General features: G+C 58.9%; 11 protein-coding genes. 5 read left to right on the forward strand and 6 right to left on the reverse strand.

From position 1 onward, the window contains the following. The first annotated feature begins 338 nt into the window (after positions 1-338). From proV to proX, 3 genes are read left to right on the forward strand one after another with little or no spacing between them, the layout of a single operon-like run. The gene (gene proV / locus GWQ27_RS11575) at positions 339-1,535 is read left to right on the forward strand and encodes a glycine betaine/L-proline ABC transporter ATP-binding protein ProV (RefSeq protein ID WP_111588425.1); all 1,197 of its coding nucleotides are present in this window, start codon (positions 339-341) and stop codon (positions 1,533-1,535) included. Beyond that, positions 1,532-2,686, forward strand: a complete 1,155-nt coding sequence (proW, locus tag GWQ27_RS11580) for a glycine betaine/L-proline ABC transporter permease ProW (RefSeq protein ID WP_234576559.1) — start codon at positions 1,532-1,534, stop codon at positions 2,684-2,686. The genes proV and proW overlap by 4 nt, the downstream gene beginning before the upstream one ends. Then, entirely contained in the window at positions 2,683-3,654 is a 972-nt protein-coding gene (gene proX, locus GWQ27_RS11585; protein ID WP_111588427.1) for a glycine betaine/L-proline ABC transporter substrate-binding protein ProX, read from the forward strand. The genes proW and proX overlap by 4 nt, the downstream gene beginning before the upstream one ends. A gap of 98 nt (positions 3,655-3,752) precedes the next feature. On the opposite strand, the gene GWQ27_RS11590 is transcribed toward proX, so the two are convergent. Genes GWQ27_RS11590 through GWQ27_RS11600 form a run of 3 tightly spaced genes read right to left on the reverse strand, consistent with a single transcriptional unit; the run spans position 3,753 to position 8,039 of the window. Continuing rightward, positions 3,753-4,547: a phosphoadenylyl-sulfate reductase gene (locus tag GWQ27_RS11590; protein WP_275907424.1), complete on the reverse strand. Its 795-nt coding sequence runs from the start codon at positions 4,545-4,547 to the stop codon at positions 3,753-3,755. Then, a complete protein-coding gene (cysI, locus tag GWQ27_RS11595; protein WP_275907425.1) occupies positions 4,537-6,249 on the reverse strand; it encodes an assimilatory sulfite reductase (NADPH) hemoprotein subunit in 1,713 nt (570 codons plus the stop codon). Before cysI ends, GWQ27_RS11590 begins: the two co-directional genes overlap by 11 nt. Beyond that, entirely contained in the window at positions 6,249-8,039 is a 1,791-nt protein-coding gene (locus GWQ27_RS11600; protein ID WP_275907469.1) for an assimilatory sulfite reductase (NADPH) flavoprotein subunit, read from the reverse strand. The genes cysI and GWQ27_RS11600 overlap by 1 nt, the downstream gene beginning before the upstream one ends. Before the next feature lie 199 nt (positions 8,040-8,238). Here GWQ27_RS11600 and GWQ27_RS11605 point away from each other — a divergent pair, with 199 nt between their 5' ends. Next, positions 8,239-9,045 (forward strand): PhzF family phenazine biosynthesis protein, encoded by an 807-nt coding sequence (locus tag GWQ27_RS11605; RefSeq protein WP_111588431.1) that lies wholly within the window; start codon positions 8,239-8,241, stop codon positions 9,043-9,045. 112 nt (positions 9,046-9,157) lie between these two features. Here GWQ27_RS11605 and lysS read toward each other — a convergent pair whose 3' ends face one another. Next, a complete protein-coding gene (lysS, locus tag GWQ27_RS11610) occupies positions 9,158-10,696 on the reverse strand; it encodes a lysine--tRNA ligase (RefSeq protein WP_275907426.1) in 1,539 nt (512 codons plus the stop codon). 22 nt (positions 10,697-10,718) lie between these two features. After that, positions 10,719-11,817, reverse strand: a protein-coding gene (gene prfB, locus GWQ27_RS11615; RefSeq protein ID WP_096118696.1) for a peptide chain release factor 2 whose coding sequence is annotated in 2 segments (ribosomal slippage) — positions 10,719-11,741 and positions 11,743-11,817 — 1,098 coding nt in all. Because the reading frame shifts where the segments join, the coding sequence is not laid out codon by codon here. 254 nt (positions 11,818-12,071) lie between these two features. On the opposite strand from prfB, the gene GWQ27_RS11620 reads away from it, so the two are divergent. After that, on the forward strand, positions 12,072-13,943 hold the full coding sequence (locus GWQ27_RS11620) for a methyl-accepting chemotaxis protein (RefSeq protein ID WP_275907470.1): 1,872 nt from the start codon (positions 12,072-12,074) through the stop codon (positions 13,941-13,943). An 88-nt stretch (positions 13,944-14,031) separates the two neighbouring features. Here the strand turns inward: GWQ27_RS11620 and gltS are convergent, their stop codons facing one another. Beyond that, positions 14,032-15,231: a sodium/glutamate symporter gene (gltS, locus tag GWQ27_RS11625; protein ID WP_021138094.1), complete on the reverse strand. Its 1,200-nt coding sequence runs from the start codon at positions 15,229-15,231 to the stop codon at positions 14,032-14,034. Between the last annotated feature and the right edge of the window lie 423 nt (positions 15,232-15,654).

Below are 15,654 nucleotides of genomic sequence, written 5' to 3' on the forward strand. Positions count from 1 at the left end.
TTAGGGTTGTAATGATTTTGCAGGTTTTTCCTGCGAGGGGATCACTGCATCCGAGAATCGCACCATAACAGCCCGACTCCATTGGATTTTGCCCTAACAAGGGCGATTAATATATTAGTTATCTAATCAAAAAAGTATGCTGGCATGGGTCATGCTTGTCGATTTGTGGGTTTTTATTGTCAAAAATAAATGATTAAAATCAACATCTTATGTTTTCATTGTTTTATGTGGACTCTTATGGTTCTTTCGTTTTTGGTGTAAATTGCTTAGTGTAGTAAGTAATTGGTTAGCGTTCGGCGGGTTAATTATCAAGATGCCGACAATAAAAATAGGACAGTATGACAGTCAAACTCGAAGTCAAATCACTCTATAAAATCTTCGGAGAACAGCCGGAGAAAGTCTTCAAATTGCTGGAGAAAGGGCACGACCGCGCCAGCATTTTGAAAAAGACGGGTCAAACCCTGGGTGTGCATGGGGTGGATCTCGCCATCCACGAGGGAGAAATCTTTGTGGTAATGGGCTTGTCCGGTTCGGGCAAATCTACCCTGGTGCGTCTCTTCAACCGTCTTATCGAGCCGACCCGTGGTCAGGTGTTGATCGACGGTGAGGACATCGCCGCCATCTCGGACAGCGAGCTGCGTCAGGTAAGGCGCAAGAAGATCAGCATGGTGTTCCAATCTTTTGCCCTCATGCCTCATCTGAGCGTGCTGGAAAATGCCGCCTTTGGTCTGGAGCTGGCCGGTGTGCCGCTTCTCGAACGCCAGGAAAGTGCCCGCCAGGCACTCAATCAGGTGGGTCTGGGCCAGTGGGTGGACTCCTTCCCCGATGCCCTCTCCGGTGGCATGAAGCAAAGGGTTGGTCTGGCCCGCGCACTGGCCAATGACCCCGACATACTGTTGATGGATGAGGCTTTCTCCGCGCTGGATCCGCTGATCCGCACCGAGATGCAGGATGAACTGCTCAAGCTGCAGGCCAGCCATCAGCGCACCATCGTCTTTATCTCCCACGATCTGGATGAAGCGATGCGTATCGGTGATCGCATCGCCATCATGCAGGACGGTCAGGTGATCCAGATCGGGACACCCGACGAGATCCTGAGCCAACCGGCCAACGATTATGTGCGTGCCTTCTTTCGCGGCGTGGATCTGGCCAATGTGTTCAGTGCCCGCGATATCGTCAGCCGCAAGCAGATGCCGCTTATCAAGAAGCACACCACGGATGGTCCGGCTAATGCCCTGCGTCAACTCAAGGAGCAGGATCGTGAATTTGGTTATGTGGTGGATCGCAGTCGTCACTTTGTTGGCGTGGTATCCCTCGCGTCTCTTGCGCGCACAGTGGCCAGCAAGGGGAGTCTTGAACAGGCCTTACTGGATGAAGTGACGCCGTTATTGGCGGATACCCCGCTGCATGAGTTGATCAGTCTGGTGGCGGCTGCACCTTGTCAGGTGCCTGTCATTGAGGAAGATGGAACCTATCTGGGTCTTATCTCAAAGGCGAATCTACTCAACACCCTGGACAGGAGTACACCGGCATGAAGCAACTAATTTCCCTCTGTCTGGCGGCCCTGCTGCTGGCAAGCAATCCGGCCTGGGCTGAAGAGGTAACTGCCAATGCTCAGGATAGTGTGGTCAGCAGCGAGGTAACGGATGCAGCAGCAGATCCTTGGGGCAGTACAACCGAGACTGCGGTAGCCAGCAATGACTGGCAGACCGAGATCGTCTCGAAGGCGGAAGAGCCCGCCTTTGACCCTTTGGATCCTTTCCAGCATGCCTGGGTACCACTCGACCGTTGGGTTGAACAGGGTATTGGCGCGTTGGTGAGCAACTTCCGACCCCTGTTCCAGATCATCCGGGCTCCGGTCGAAGTGACGCTAAATGCGCTGACCAGCGCGCTGCAGAGTATTCCTTCTTCCATCATGGTTGGTCTCTTGACTCTGGTGGCCTGGCAACTGGTCAGTGGACGAATGGCGTTGGGAACACTGGTCTCGCTGATTGGTATAGGTCTCATTGGTGCCTGGTCTGATGCCATGGTGACCCTGTCGCTGGTACTGACCTCGCTCTTCTTCTGCATTTTGATCGGGCTGCCGGTGGGTATCTTGCTGGCTCGTAGTGAGAAGGCAACAGCCTGGACCCGGCCGCTGCTGGATGCCATGCAAACTACCCCGGCTTTCGTCTACCTCATTCCCATCGTTATGTTGTTCGGCATTGGTAATGTACCCGGGGTCGTCGTCACCATTATTTTCGCGCTGCCGCCGATGATCAGGTTGACCATTTTGGGTATTCGTCAGGTACCTGAGGACCTTGTTGAAGCAGGTCACTCATTTGGTGCCAGTCCCTCCCAACTGTTGTTCAAGGTGCAACTGCCGCTTGCCATGCCCACCATCATGGCCGGGGTCAATCAGTCGCTGATGCTCTCCCTCTCCATGGTGGTCATTGCGTCCATGATAGCCGTGGGTGGTCTGGGCCAGATGGTACTGCGCGGCATTGGTCGTCTCGACATGGGGATGGCTTCGGTGGGGGGGCTTGGCATAGTCCTGCTTGCCATAGTACTGGATCGTATGACTCAGGCGATGGGTCAGTCCAATTCCGGGCATGTCGGCCGCTGGTATCAGCATGGCCCGATTGCCTTGCTGCTCGCACCGTTCGGGCAGCGCAACAAGACTCACACTAAAGGAGAAAATGTATGAAAACCATCACCAAGGGATTGACGCTGGGTACTCTGTTGCTGAGTACGGCCGCCATGGCCGGTGTGACAGTTCAACCCATCCAGAGCACAGTGCCGGAGGAGGCGTTTCAGACCCTGCTGGTGAGCAAGCTGCTGGGTGAGCTGGGCTATGACGTCAAATCTGCCAAAGAGGCGGATTACAATGTGGGTTATGCCTCGGTCGCCAGCGGCGATGCGACCTTTCTCACGTTCAATTGGAATCCGCTCCACAAAGACAAGTATGAAAAGGCCGGGGATGATGCCAAGTTCTACCGCAAGGGAACTTATGTAACCGGCGCGGCCCAGGGCTATCTCATCGACAAGGTCACTGCCGACAAATACGGCATCACCAACATAGCCCAGTTGAAGGATCCCAAGCTGGCTGCACTGTTTGACAGCGATGGTGATGGCAAGGCTGACCTGGCTGGTTGCAACCCGGGCTGGGGCTGCGAGATGGTGATCAATCATCAGCTCAAGACTTACGGTCTGGATCAGACTGTGACTCATCAACAGGGGAATTACTCGGCCATCATTGCCGACACCATCACTCGTTACAAGGAACACAAACCGGTGTTTTACTACACCTGGACGCCTTACTGGGTAAGCGGCGAGCTGGTGCCGGGCAAGGATGTGGTATGGCTGGAAGTGCCTTATACCGCTTTGCCAGAGGGGCGTAAGGGTGACACCAAGTTAGCGAATGGCAAAAACTATGGTTTTGAGATGAATACCATGCACATAGTTGCCAACAAGGCGTTCGCCGAGGAAAACCCTGCTGCCGCCAAGCTGTTTGCCGAAATGAAGCTGCCCATCAATGACATCAACGTGCAAAACGGTTTGATGAAGCAGGGGCAGAACAAGCCGGCAGATATTGAGCGTCATGCAAATGCCTGGATCAAGGGACACGAAGCCCTGGTCAACGATTGGTTGACTCAGGCTCGCGCCGCCAAGTAAGCGGATTATCAGGGCGCGCCTTCACGCGCTGAATATCACCCATAAAAGCGCCCGGCAGTTGCCGGGCGCTTTTTTATTGTCAGAATCCTGAAGAGGGATCAGATACCTGAGCCGTCGTGCTCGCCGCTCTCTTCGTGCAGGCCGCACTCGCGCTTGAGGCCGAAGAAGCGGGTCTGCTCCTCGCTCATGCCCGGCTCCCACTTGGTGGTGGTGTGCACGTCGCCGACCGAGAGGTAGCCTTGCTCCCACAGTGGGTGGTAGGGCAGGTCGAACTCCTTGAAGTAGTAGAAGACGTCCTTGTTGCTCCAGTCGATGACAGGCAGAAACTTGAAGCGGCCGCGCTGGATTGCCAGCACTGGCAGCTTGCCACGGCTGCCGGCCTGCTCGCGGCGCAGGCCGGAAAACCAGGTCTGGGCCCCCAGCTCGCTCAGGGCGCGGTCCATGGGTTCCACTTTATTGAGCTGGTTGTAGCGGGTGATCCCCTCCACTCCCTGCTCCCACAGCAGGCCGAAGCGCGCCTCCTGCCAGGCCGGTGACAGTTCTGCCCTGTATATCTTCAGATTGAGCGCCAGCCGTTCGGTCAGCTCATCGATAAAGCGGTAGGTCTCAGGGAAGAGATAGCCGGTATCGGTGAGTACCACGGGTACGTCGGCCCGCTCGCGGCTCACCAGGTGCAGCATCAGCGCGGCCTGGATGCCGAAGCTGGATGACAGCACATGTTCCCCCGGCAGGTTCGCCAGCGCCCAGCGCACCCGCTCGGGGGCGCTCATGGTGTCCAGCTCCCGGTTGAGGGGGGCCAGTGCCTCTGTCTGCTCTTCACGGCCGAGGGTCAGCAGGGCCTGCAGGTCAAGACGGCCATTTTCAGTGACATTAAGCGGCAGATTAAGCAGCATAGAAGTCCCTCGCGGAATCGATAACGGGGGCCACCACACCAGTGCGGATCACGAAGTCACCGAAGCACTCTGCCGCAGTGCGTTCGGCAGCCCAGCGGCCGATCAGTCGATCTAGCTCGGCCAGGATCTGCGGCTCAGTGATGTTCTCCTGATAGAGGCGCGGGATACGGGTCCCTTCCAGATTGCCACCCAGGTGCAGGTTGTAGCGGCCCGGTGCCTTGCCCACCAGACCCACCTCCGCCAGCATGGCGCGGCCGCAGCCATTGGGGCAGCCGGTGACCCGGAAGATGATGGCGTCATCCGCCAGTCCGTGCTTGGTGAGCAAGCCTTCGATGTCGGTGACAAACGCCGGCAGCATACGCTCTGCCTCGGCCATCGCCAGCGGGCAGGTGGGCAGGGCCACGCAGGCCATGGACTGCTTGCGCTGCTCGCTCACGCCGTCATCCAGCAGGCCGTATTGACGCGCCAAGGCTTCGATGCGCGCCTTCTCGCCAGCGGGGACGCCGGCGATGATGAGGTTCTGGTTGGCGGTCAGGCGGAAATCCCCCTGGTGGATCTTGGCGATTTCCAGCATGCCGGTCTTGAGCGGCTTGCCCGGGAAGTCCAGCAAACGGCCATTCTCGATAAAGAGGGTCAGGTGGTGCTTGCCATCGATCCCTTCGACCCAGCCGAAGCGATCGCCACGACTGGTGAACTCATAGGGACGACTCTCGGCGAAGGGGATGCCTGTGCGGTTCTCCACCTCGGCCTTGAACGCCTCGACGCCAACACGTTCGAGTGTGTACTTGGTCTTGGCGTTCTTGCGGTTGACCCGGTTGCCCCAGTCACGCTGGGTGCTGACCACGGCGGCCGCGACCTCCAATACGTGGGAGAGGGGAATAAAGCCAAAATCACTCGCTTTGCGCGGGTAGGTGCTGGTGTCGCCGTGAGTCATGGCGAGCCCGCCGCCCACCAGCACGTTGAAGCCCACCAGCTTGCCGCCTTCGGCAATGGCTACGAAGTTGAGATCGTTGGCGTGAATATCCACGTCGTTGTGGGGCGGGATCACCACTGTGGTCTTGAATTTGCGCGGCAGGTAGTTGGAGCCCAGGATTGGCTCCTCGTCCCCACCCAGCTTCTCGCCATCCAGCCAGATCTCGACATAGGCGCGGGTCTTGGGCAGCAGGTGCTCGGAGATTTTTGTGGCCCACTCGTAGGCTTCCTGATGCAGTTCAGACTCCACCGGATTGCTGGTGCAGAGCACGTTGCGGTTCACGTCGCCGGCGGTGGCGATGGAATCTATGCCGGTGCTGTTGAGGGTCTGGTGCATCAGCTTGATGTCGCGCTTCAATACTCCGTGGAACTGGAAGGTCTGGCGGGTAGTGAGGCGGATGCTGCCATACAGGCTGTGCTCCTTGGCGAACTTGTCGATCACCTGCCATTGGGCCGGGGTGATGATGCCGCCCGGCAGACGAGCGCGCAGCATGACGTTGTGCAGGGGCTCCAGCTTCTGGGCAGTACGCTCCGGGCGTATGTCTCTGTCATCCTGCTGATACATGCCGTGGAAGCGGATCAGCTGGAAGTTGTCGCCGTTGAAGCCGCCGGTAAGCGGGTCTTGCAGATCCTGCTCTATGGTGCCGCGCAGAAAGTTGCTCTCGCGCTTGAGGCGCTCGTTGTCGGCCAGCGGTCCTTCGACCGGTCCCGGAATCACTTGCTTGCTCATCAATAGACATCCCTTTGATAACGTTTGGCACGACGCAATTCGCTCAAATACTCTTCTGCTTCCTCACGGCTCTTGTGACCGTGTTCTGCAATCACATCCAGCAGGGCTTCCTGCACATCTTTCGCCATCTGGTTGGCATCGCCGCACACATAGAAGTGAGCACCTGCTTCCAGCCACTGGTAGAGCTCCAGACCCGCTTCACGCAGTCTGTCCTGCACATAAATCTTGTTGGCCTGATCCCGGCTGAAGGCCAGCGAGATCTTCGACAGCAGGCCCGATTTCACATAGCGCTGCCACTCGACCTGATAGAGAAAGTCCTGGGTGAAGTGGGGGTTGCCGAAGAAGAGCCAGTTCTTGCCTTCGGCCCCTTGAGTCTCGCGCTCCTGCATAAAGGCGCGGAACGGTGCTATGCCGGTGCCCGGTCCCACCATGATGACGGGGGTATCGGGATTGGCCGGCAGGCGGAAGTTGTCATTGTGCTCCACAAACACCCGTACCTCGGCATCTTCGGCCAGCCTGTCCGCCAGATAGGAGGAGGCGGCGCCACTGCGCACTGTGCCATCTTCTTGCGGGTAGCGCACCACGCCAACGGTGAGATGCACCTCCTCTTCCACTTCGCTCTGGGCGGAGGCGATGGAGTAAAGGCGAGGGGTGAGGGGGCGCAGCAGGCCAGTCAACTGCTCCGCGCTGAGTTCGGTCGGGAAGCGCTTGAGCACATCCACCACCTGGGCAGAGGCCACCAGGGCATTGACCTGGGCCTTGTCACCGGCCAGGTCTTTGAGCGCTGCGTTACCCGAGATCTCTGCCAACCCCGTGATAAAACCGCCGTGCAACCGGGTCAGTTCCAGATTGCGGGTGAGCACCTCGCGCAGGCTGCCATGGGCGGTGGCTTCGTCACCACTGCGTCCGGACAGGGCCAGCACTTCCCCCACCAGGTCGGCGTCGTTGTCGAACCAGACCCCGAGGGCATCCCCAGGCTGATATGTCAGCCCTGACTCTTCGAGGCTGATCTCGATATGGCGGATATCCTTGGTGGAATCGCGGCCGGTGATCTTCTGATTCACCGACAGGCGGGCCGGGAAGGGATTGGCCTTGTCGTACTGACTGTGACCGACAGCCGCTTGTACCGCCCCCGCCACGCTGCTGGTGGCAACCCCGGCAGAAAGCGTGGCGGCAATGGCATTGACCGCCTGCTCACCCCAGGCCTTGGCTGCTTCCTGATAGTCCACATCCAGGCTGGCAAGCTCATGAATGCGATCGGCGCCCGCCTTGGTCAGCAGGCTGTCAAAGTCCTGACCTGTCTGGCAGAAAAATTCGTAGGAGCTGTCACCCAGCCCCAGCACGGCGAACTTGAGCCCCTCGAGTTTGCCAACCTTGCCCTTCTTGAGCTGCTCGAACAGATCGACGGCACTCTCCGGTGGTTCACCCTCCCCGTAAGTGCTCACTACCACCAGCAGGTGGGTCTCTTTCTTGAGCTGTTTGGGTTTGTAGTCCGCCATGGAGGTGAGGGTCACCGGCAGGCCGCGGGCTTGGGCCTGCGCCTGGATGGCACTGGCCACCCCTTTGGCATTGCCGGTCTGGGAGCCGTAGAGAATGGTCAGGCTGCCGCCGGGTGCTGTCACGGCACCCGTAGCCGCCACTGGCTGGCTGCCGGATTGGGAGAGACCGTAGAGATAGCCGCTCACCCAGACCAGTTGCTGGGTATTGAGGGTTGATAATGCCTGGTTCAGCTGACGTTGTTGTTCATCAGAGAGGGGGGCCAGATTGGTCAGGGAGTCCTTCAATTGCATCACACGCGTCTTCCATGGTCTGATTTTTGGTCAGGTTAAGGGGTGTGATGGATAACAACAAAGAATAAAAATGTCTTTTTTATTCTATTAATGCATTAAAACCCCAAGGGATCCTGTCTTGAGCCTGCTCGGGCTGCGCCCTGTTTCATGGTATAAACGGCGAAGAATGAGCCCCGTTGTGACGTCACAGGAAAAACGAATGCCGACCATCAGACTGTTTCATGTCAATGCCTTCAGCCAGCAGCCCTTTGGCGGCAACCCGGCCGTGGTGGTGCTGGGACCGGCCCAGCCTGATGCGCAGTTACAGGCCATGGCGGCCGAGTTCAACCTGTCGGAGACTGCCTTTCTCACACCGGCAGGGGCGGCGTGCTATCAGCTACGCTGGTTTACCCCTCAGGTCGAGGTGGATCTCTGTGGTCACGGCACGCTCGCCGCCGGCCACGTGCTGTGGCAGACCGGGGAGGTGGCCCCTCAGGAGGTCATCCGTTTCGAGACCCGCAGCGGCGTCTTGCTGGCCCGGCGCGAGGGAGAATGGATCCAGCTCGACTTCCCGCGGATCCCGCTCACGCCACTGGTGCTGGACCCGGCTTATGGGGCTGCGCTCGGCTGTACGCCGCGGCAGACCCTGGCGGCCGGTGCCAAGTTCCTGCTGGAGCTTGAAAGCGAAGAGGAGGTGAGGGGGCTAGTACCGGATTTTCATGCCCTGCGTGCCCTGCCTGGGCGGGGGCTGATGGTGACGGCCCCGTCCAGCCGTGCAGGTGATGACTTCGTCTCCCGCTATTTCGCTCCCTGGGTCGGGGTGGATGAGGATCCCGTCACCGGTTCCAACCACTGCGCTCTGGTGCCCTTCTGGGCCGAGCGACTGGGCAAGAGAGAGCTGCGGGCTCGCCAGATCTCGGCGCGCTGTGGGGAGCTGAAGCTTGTCCTGCAGGGGGATCGCGTGTTGATGTCGGGTCAGGCGTTGACCCTCTGGCAGGGAGAGTGGCTGCTGCCATCCACCCTGTAAGGTACAAGTGTGTGCCCCTCTATGGTTGCCATAATGTTCGCCATAAAAAACGCCCCGCAGTTGCGGGGCGTTTCGTTGCCATCGAGTCACAGGCCTGGCCTGCACTCTGAGCTTATTTCTGTTGCGGGCGCAGGGCCGGGAACAGGATGACGTCACGGATAGTGTGGCTGTTGGTGAACAGCATCACCAGACGGTCGATACCAATGCCCTGACCGGCAGTGGGCGGCAGGCCGTGTTCCAGCGCGGTCACGAAGTCGGCGTCGTAGAACATGGCTTCGTCGTCACCGGCTTCTTTCTGGTCCACCTGATCCTGGAAGCGCTTGGCCTGGTCTTCCGCATCGTTCAGCTCGGAGAAGCCGTTGGCCAGCTCGCGGCCACCGATGAAGAATTCGAAGCGGTCTGTCACGTCCGGGTTCACGTCGTTGCGGCGCGCCAGCGGAGAAACGGCGGCCGGGTACTCGGTGATAAAGGTGGGTTGCAGCAGCATGTGCTCTACCGTCTCTTCGAAGATGGCGGTGATCACGTGGCCCAGCTCCCAGCCCTTCATCAGCTCGATGTGCAGACGCTTGGCAACCGCCTTGGCGCTCTCTAGGGTAGCCAGATCCGCCGGGGTCACATCCGGGTTGAACTTCAGGATGGAGTCCACCATGGTGAGGCGCTGGAACGGCTGACCGAAATCGATGGTCAGACCCTCTTCGCCCTCTTTGGCGTAACGGATCTTGGTGTCACCCAGAATGTCCTGGGCCAGGGTGCGCAGCAGCTCCTCGGTCAGGTCCATCAGATCGATGTAGTCGGCATAGGCCATGTAGAACTCGATCATGGTGAACTCGGGGTTGTGACGCACCGAGATACCTTCGTTACGGAAGTTGCGGTTGATCTCGTACACGCGCTCGAAACCACCGACCACCAGACGCTTCAGGTAAAGCTCGGGGGCGATACGCAGGTACATGTCGATGTCCAGCGCATTGTGGTGAGTGACGAACGGACGCGCGGAGGCACCACCCGGGATGACCTGCATCATGGGGGTTTCCACTTCCATAAAGCGCTTGTCGTTGAAGAACTTGCGGATGCCGGCAACCACTTTGGTGCGGATCATGAAGGTCTTGCGGGACTCTTCGTTGGCGATCAGGTCCAGGTAACGCTGGCGGCAGCGTGCTTCCTGGTCGGTCAGGCCCTTGTGCTTCTCGGGCAGCGGACGCAGTGCCTTGGTCAGCAGGCGGATGGTGGAGACGTGTACCGAGAGTTCACCTGTGTTGGTACGGAACAGGGTCCCTTCCACGCCGACTATGTCACCCAGATCCCACTTCTTGAACTGCTCGTTGTAGAAGCCTTCCGGCAGATCGTCACGGGTCACGTAGATCTGGATTTTGCCAGCCATGTCCTGCAGGGTGGCGAAAGACGCCTTGCCCATGATCCGGCGGGTCATGATGCGACCGGCAATCTTCACCTGTTTACCCAAGGCCACCAGCTCTTCGGCGCTCTTGTCGCCAAATTCGGCATGCAGATCGCCAGAAAGGCTGTCACGACGGAAGTCGTTGGGGAAGGGGTTGCCCTGGGCGCGCAAGGCGGCCAGCTTGGAACGACGCTCCGTCATCTCGTTGTTCAGTTCGAGAGTGTGGTCGACTTCCGGAGTTGTGGTTTGTTCAGACATGGTGATTCCTGCTGTTCTGTTTTTACAGGCCTGATTTCAGGCTAGCTTCGATAAACTTGTCCAGGTCGCCGTCGAGTACCGCTTGGGTATTGCGGGTTTCGACGCCGGTGCGCAGATCCTTGATGCGTGCATCATCCAGCACATAGGAACGGATCTGGCTGCCCCAGCCGATATCGGACTTGGTCTCTTCGAGGGCTTGCTTCTCAGCGTTCTGCTTCTGAATTTCCAGCTCGTAGAGCTTGGCTTTCAGCTGCTTCATACACTGATCTTTGTTTTTGTGCTGGGAACGATCGTTCTGGCACTGTACCACGACACCGGTCGGGATGTGGGTGATACGTACCGCGGATTCGGTCCGGTTGACGTGCTGACCACCGGCGCCGGAAGCGCGGTAGACGTCGATCCGCAGGTCGGCCGGGTTGATCTCGATGTCGATGTCATCATCGATCTCGGGATAGACGAATACGGAACAGAATGAGGTGTGGCGACGGCCACCCGAGTCGAACGGTGACTTGCGAACCAGACGGTGGACGCCGGTTTCGGTACGCAACCAGCCGAAGGCATACTCGCCGGTGAACTTGACGGTGGCGGACTTGATGCCGGCCACGTCGCCGTCAGAGAGCTCGATAAGCTCCGGCTTGTAACCGTGGGCATCGCCCCAGCGCAGGTACATGCGCAGCACCATGTTGGCCCAATCCTGGGCTTCGGTACCACCTGAGCCGGACTGGATGTCGATGTAGCAATCGGAGCCGTCGTGCTGACCGGAGAACATGCGACGGAATTCGAGGTCCACCAGCTTGGTTTCAAGTACATCGGCTTCGGCCACGGCTTCGTTGAAGGTATCTTCGTCTTCCCCTTCCACCGCCAGGCTCACCAGCATCTCGACGTCTTCGGCACCCTGGGTCAGGGTGTCAATGGTGCCGACCACGTTCTCCAGGGAGACGCGCTCCTTGCCCAGCGCTTGTGCGCGCTCGGGCTCATTCCATACGTCCGGCTGTTCCAGCTCGGCGTTGACCTCTTCTAGACGCTCTTTCTTGGCGTCATAGTCAAAGGTACCCCCTAAGAAGCTCTGTCCTCTCAGACAGCTCCTTAAGTTTGTTTAATACAGGATTGACTTCAAACATCGTGAAAACTCTCGGGGTCGATGTGATTTAAAAACGGGATATTCTAGCCAATTGTGGAAGGAATAAACAGGGTCGCCTCTTCTTGTGCGCATCCGGTAGTCAATTTCTGGTGCAGTTTTCCCCAACTCGGTGGAAAATATCGTCCGCAGACTCATTTGCAGGTTCAGTTTTCGCCTGCCGGGTCGCTAATAACTACGCAGTGCTGTGCACTCTTTTGGGAAATCCGGTTCCTGACCTCATAAGAAGAAATCATGATGAAAAACCTATCACTCAAGCAGAAGATACTCTTGTCGGTGGTGATCGCCTTGTCATTGGTGATCCTGCTGCTCTCCTGGCAGAGCTATACCAGCCAGAAGTCCCTGTTGCTGCAAGGCAGTCAGGAACAGGTGCAACGACTGGGCAGCCAGCAGGCAGCCAGCGTCAGTGACTGGCTCTCTGCCCGTCGCGACGTGATCCAGGCCCTTGGCAACAAGGCCAGTGCCGACCCCCTCAATGCCCTGCAACAGGCGCAAGTGTCGGGTCGCTTCCAGCTCACCTACTTCGGTGAGGGCAATGGCAAGATGAACGACTCGGATCCTTCCATTAACCGTAGCGGTTATGATCCGCGCTCCCGTGGCTGGTACCAGGAAGCCATGAGCAAGGGCGGCCTCATTGTGACCAAGCCCTATCTGGACGTTGCCTACAACATCATGGTGGTGACGCTGGCCCAACCGGCTCAGGGCGGCGTGGTCGGTGGTGACCTCTCCATCGCATCCCTGGTAGAGGACGTCACCAAGATGAAGCTGCCCGCCGACGGTTTTGCCATCATGATGCACAAGGATGGTACCGTCATCGCGTACAAGGACGCGGCCAAGGCGATGAAGCCGGCCACCGAGATCGACAACGATCTGACCAATGCCCTCATCGAGCAGAGCAAGGCTGGCAACACCCTGATCCCTGCCTACTTTGACAGCGAAGGCCGTGACAAGCTGCTGATGGCAGTAGACATCCCGGATACCGACTGGGAACTGGTACTGGTGCTGGACAAGGCTACCCTGGAGGCACCGCTCTCCTCCTTGCTGATGACCCAGCTCGGTCTGGCCCTGCTGGTGCTGGTGGGCAGCATTCTCGCCATCTCCTGGCTGGTCAGCCTGTTGCTCGGCCCGCTCACCAAGGTCTCCCAGGCCCTGGCCCGCATCGCCGACGGTAACGGTGATTTGACCCAGCGCATCAAGATCGACGCCAACGACGAAGTGGGCCAGCTGGCCAACAGCTTCAACCGTTTCGTCGGCAGTCAGCATCAGCTGATCGCCAATATCCGCAAGCTGGCCAACGAGCTGAACGCCGATGCCGAGCGCAGTCTGGTGACCAACCAGGCCTCGGTGGACGAGCTGCAGCGCCAGCAACAGGAAGTGACCATGGTTGCCACTGCCGTCACCGAGATGGCGAGCGCCACCATGGAGATCGCCGGCAACGCCGAGAACACGGCCGCTGCTGCCCAGCAATCCGCCCAGAGCAGTGAACAGGGCAAGATGCTGGTGAACCAGACCCGCCAGTCCATCAACGGTCTGGCCGAAGAGGTGGGGCAGGCGACCGCAGTGATCGGCGAGTTGAGCCGTCACGCCCAGGCCATTTCCGGCATCCTCTCCACCATTCAGGGCATTGCCGAGCAGACCAACCTGCTGGCGTTGAACGCGGCCATCGAAGCGGCTCGTGCCGGTGAACAGGGTCGTGGTTTCGCCGTGGTGGCGGACGAAGTAAGGGTGCTGTCCCGTCGTACCCAGGATTCCACCCAGGAGATCCAGTCCACTATCGAGACGCTGCAACAGACCACTGCCCGTGCGGTCAGCCTGATGCAGACCAGCCAGGGCCTGGCCGACAACAGCGTGAAAGACGCCGATGCCGCCGCTGCCGCGCTGGAAGAGATCACCCAGGCCGTCTCGCTTATCTCCGACATGGCGGGTCAGATCGCCACCGCCGCCGAGGAGCAGACCCAGGTGACTGGCGAGATCACCCAGAACACCACCGCCATCAAGGATGTGAGTGACGAGATCACTGCCGCCGCCATGCGCGATCTGGATCAGGCCCATCGCCTCAAGGGTCGTGCTACCGACCTGAACCAGCAGGTGTCGACCTTTATCCTGTAAGACTCAGGGTTGCAGCCTGTCCGGACTGAAATGAAAAAGCCCCGCACTCGGCCGAGTGCGGGGCTTTTATTTTGTGGTTGTGGCGTGCTTACAGGAAAGGCATGGCCATAAACAACTTGATCACCATGGCGTTGATGATGTCGATGAAGAAGGCACCCACCATGGGCACCACCAGAAACGCCAGGTGGGACGGGCCGAAGCGCTGGGTAATGGCCTGCATGTTGGCAATGGCGGTCGGGGTAGCCCCCAGGCCGAAGCCGCAGTGGCCTGCCGCCAGCACGGCCGCGTCATAGTTGCTGCCCATGACCCTGAAGGTGACGAAGATGGCGTAGAGCGCCATCGCCAGCGTCTGGGCGACCAGCAAAATGAAGATGGGCAGGGCCAGACTTGCCAGATCCCACAGCTTCAGGCTCATCAGCGCCATGGCCAGGAACAGCGACAGGCTGACGTTGCCGAGCAAAGAGACTTCCCGATCGCTCACTTCGTGCCAGTTCAGCAGGGTCAGCAGGTTGCGCAGCAGCACACCGACAAACAGCACGCAGACGAAGACCGGCAGCTCGAAGGCGCCGCCCTTGAGGTAGGCGGAGAGCATTTCGCCCCCTTTCAGGCTGATGGCGATCAGTGCCAGGGTCTCGATCAGGCTGAAGGTGGTGAGCGGACGTTCCATGTCGGGCATCTCGAAGCCCCGTGGTGCGTCGTCCTTGTTGTGCTCCTCGCCGGGCACCTGCACTTTTTTCACCAGATAGCGTGCCACCGGGCCACCGATGAGGCCCCCCAGTACCAGGCCGAAAGTGGCGCAGGCGATGGCAAGCTCGGCGGCGGATTGCACCCCGTACTTCTCGGAGAAGGTGGCGCTCCAGGCCGCACCGGTACCATGGCCGCCGGAGAGGGTAATGGAACCGGCCAGCAGTCCCATGTGCGGGTCCAGACCGAGCAGGGTCGCCAGACCCACCCCCAGGCTGTTTTGCACCAGCAGCAGGCCGGTCACCACCATCAGGAAGGTGATCACCGCCTTGCCGCCGCGCTTGAGGCTGGCAAGATCGGCGGAGAGACCGATGGAGGCGAAGAAGGCCAGCATCAGCGGAGTTTGCAGGCTGGTATCAAATTGCAGTTCCACCTGCAGGGTGGAGCGCAGCAACAGCAACACCAGGGCGACCACCAGGCCGCCGGCAACCGGTTTGGGGATGTTGAAGGTGCGCAGCAACCCGACGCGGGTCACCAGCACACGGCCGAACAGCAACACCAGAGTGGCCGCGACCAGGGTGGCGTAGGAATCAAGTTGTAACATTCAGTACTCCCATGTTGATTGGCTGTGTCTTTCGCTGATGAAGACTCAGAGATTCAGCCGGGATAAAAATCAGGGTGGCTCAGGTGCCAACAAAGAAGGGGCTGCAAGCCCCGGTCCCATGCAGAAATGGGATCGATGCGGGCCTGAATTGATCAGGCATCCAGATGAGATTTACGAAAAATCCGCCGGATAGTAGCAAAAAACACCACTTAAATCCATATTTGTCATATAAGTAGCCTTGGTGTGTGTTTGTTGCAACATTTAACACTGTTGGGATGGGCGTCATATTATGGGCGGCATCTGCTATTTCGCGGCTGTCATTTGGGGCGCCAGTCTCTATAATTCGCCGGTTTCCAGCCCACAAGAGGAAACCGGTCAGGTGTGACGTCGTCGGTTTATTCCTTTATTAATTTGCCAGTTTCC

The organism is Aeromonas sp. 5HA1, assembly GCF_029237245.1.
GTDB lineage: Bacteria > Pseudomonadota > Gammaproteobacteria > Enterobacterales > Aeromonadaceae > Aeromonas > Aeromonas salmonicida.

Coding starts and splice junctions, on each gene's coding strand:
- proV (WP_111588425.1), top strand. CDS start 339: ATGACAGTCAAACTCGAAGTCAAATCACTCTATAAAATCTTCGGAGAA.
- proW (WP_234576559.1), top strand. CDS start 1,532: ATGAAGCAACTAATTTCCCTCTGTCTGGCGGCCCTGCTGCTGGCAAGC.
- proX (WP_111588427.1), top strand. CDS start 2,683: ATGAAAACCATCACCAAGGGATTGACGCTGGGTACTCTGTTGCTGAGT.
- GWQ27_RS11590 (WP_275907424.1), bottom strand. CDS start 4,547: ATGCTGCTTAATCTGCCGCTTAATGTCACTGAAAATGGCCGTCTTGAC.
- cysI (WP_275907425.1), bottom strand. CDS start 6,249: ATGAGCAAGCAAGTGATTCCGGGACCGGTCGAAGGACCGCTGGCCGAC.
- GWQ27_RS11600 (WP_275907469.1), bottom strand. CDS start 8,039: ATGCAATTGAAGGACTCCCTGACCAATCTGGCCCCCCTCTCTGATGAA.
- GWQ27_RS11605 (WP_111588431.1), top strand. CDS start 8,239: ATGCCGACCATCAGACTGTTTCATGTCAATGCCTTCAGCCAGCAGCCC.
- lysS (WP_275907426.1), bottom strand. CDS start 10,696: ATGTCTGAACAAACCACAACTCCGGAAGTCGACCACACTCTCGAACTG.
- GWQ27_RS11620 (WP_275907470.1), top strand. CDS start 12,072: ATGAAAAACCTATCACTCAAGCAGAAGATACTCTTGTCGGTGGTGATC.
- gltS (WP_021138094.1), bottom strand. CDS start 15,231: ATGTTACAACTTGATTCCTACGCCACCCTGGTCGCGGCCACTCTGGTG.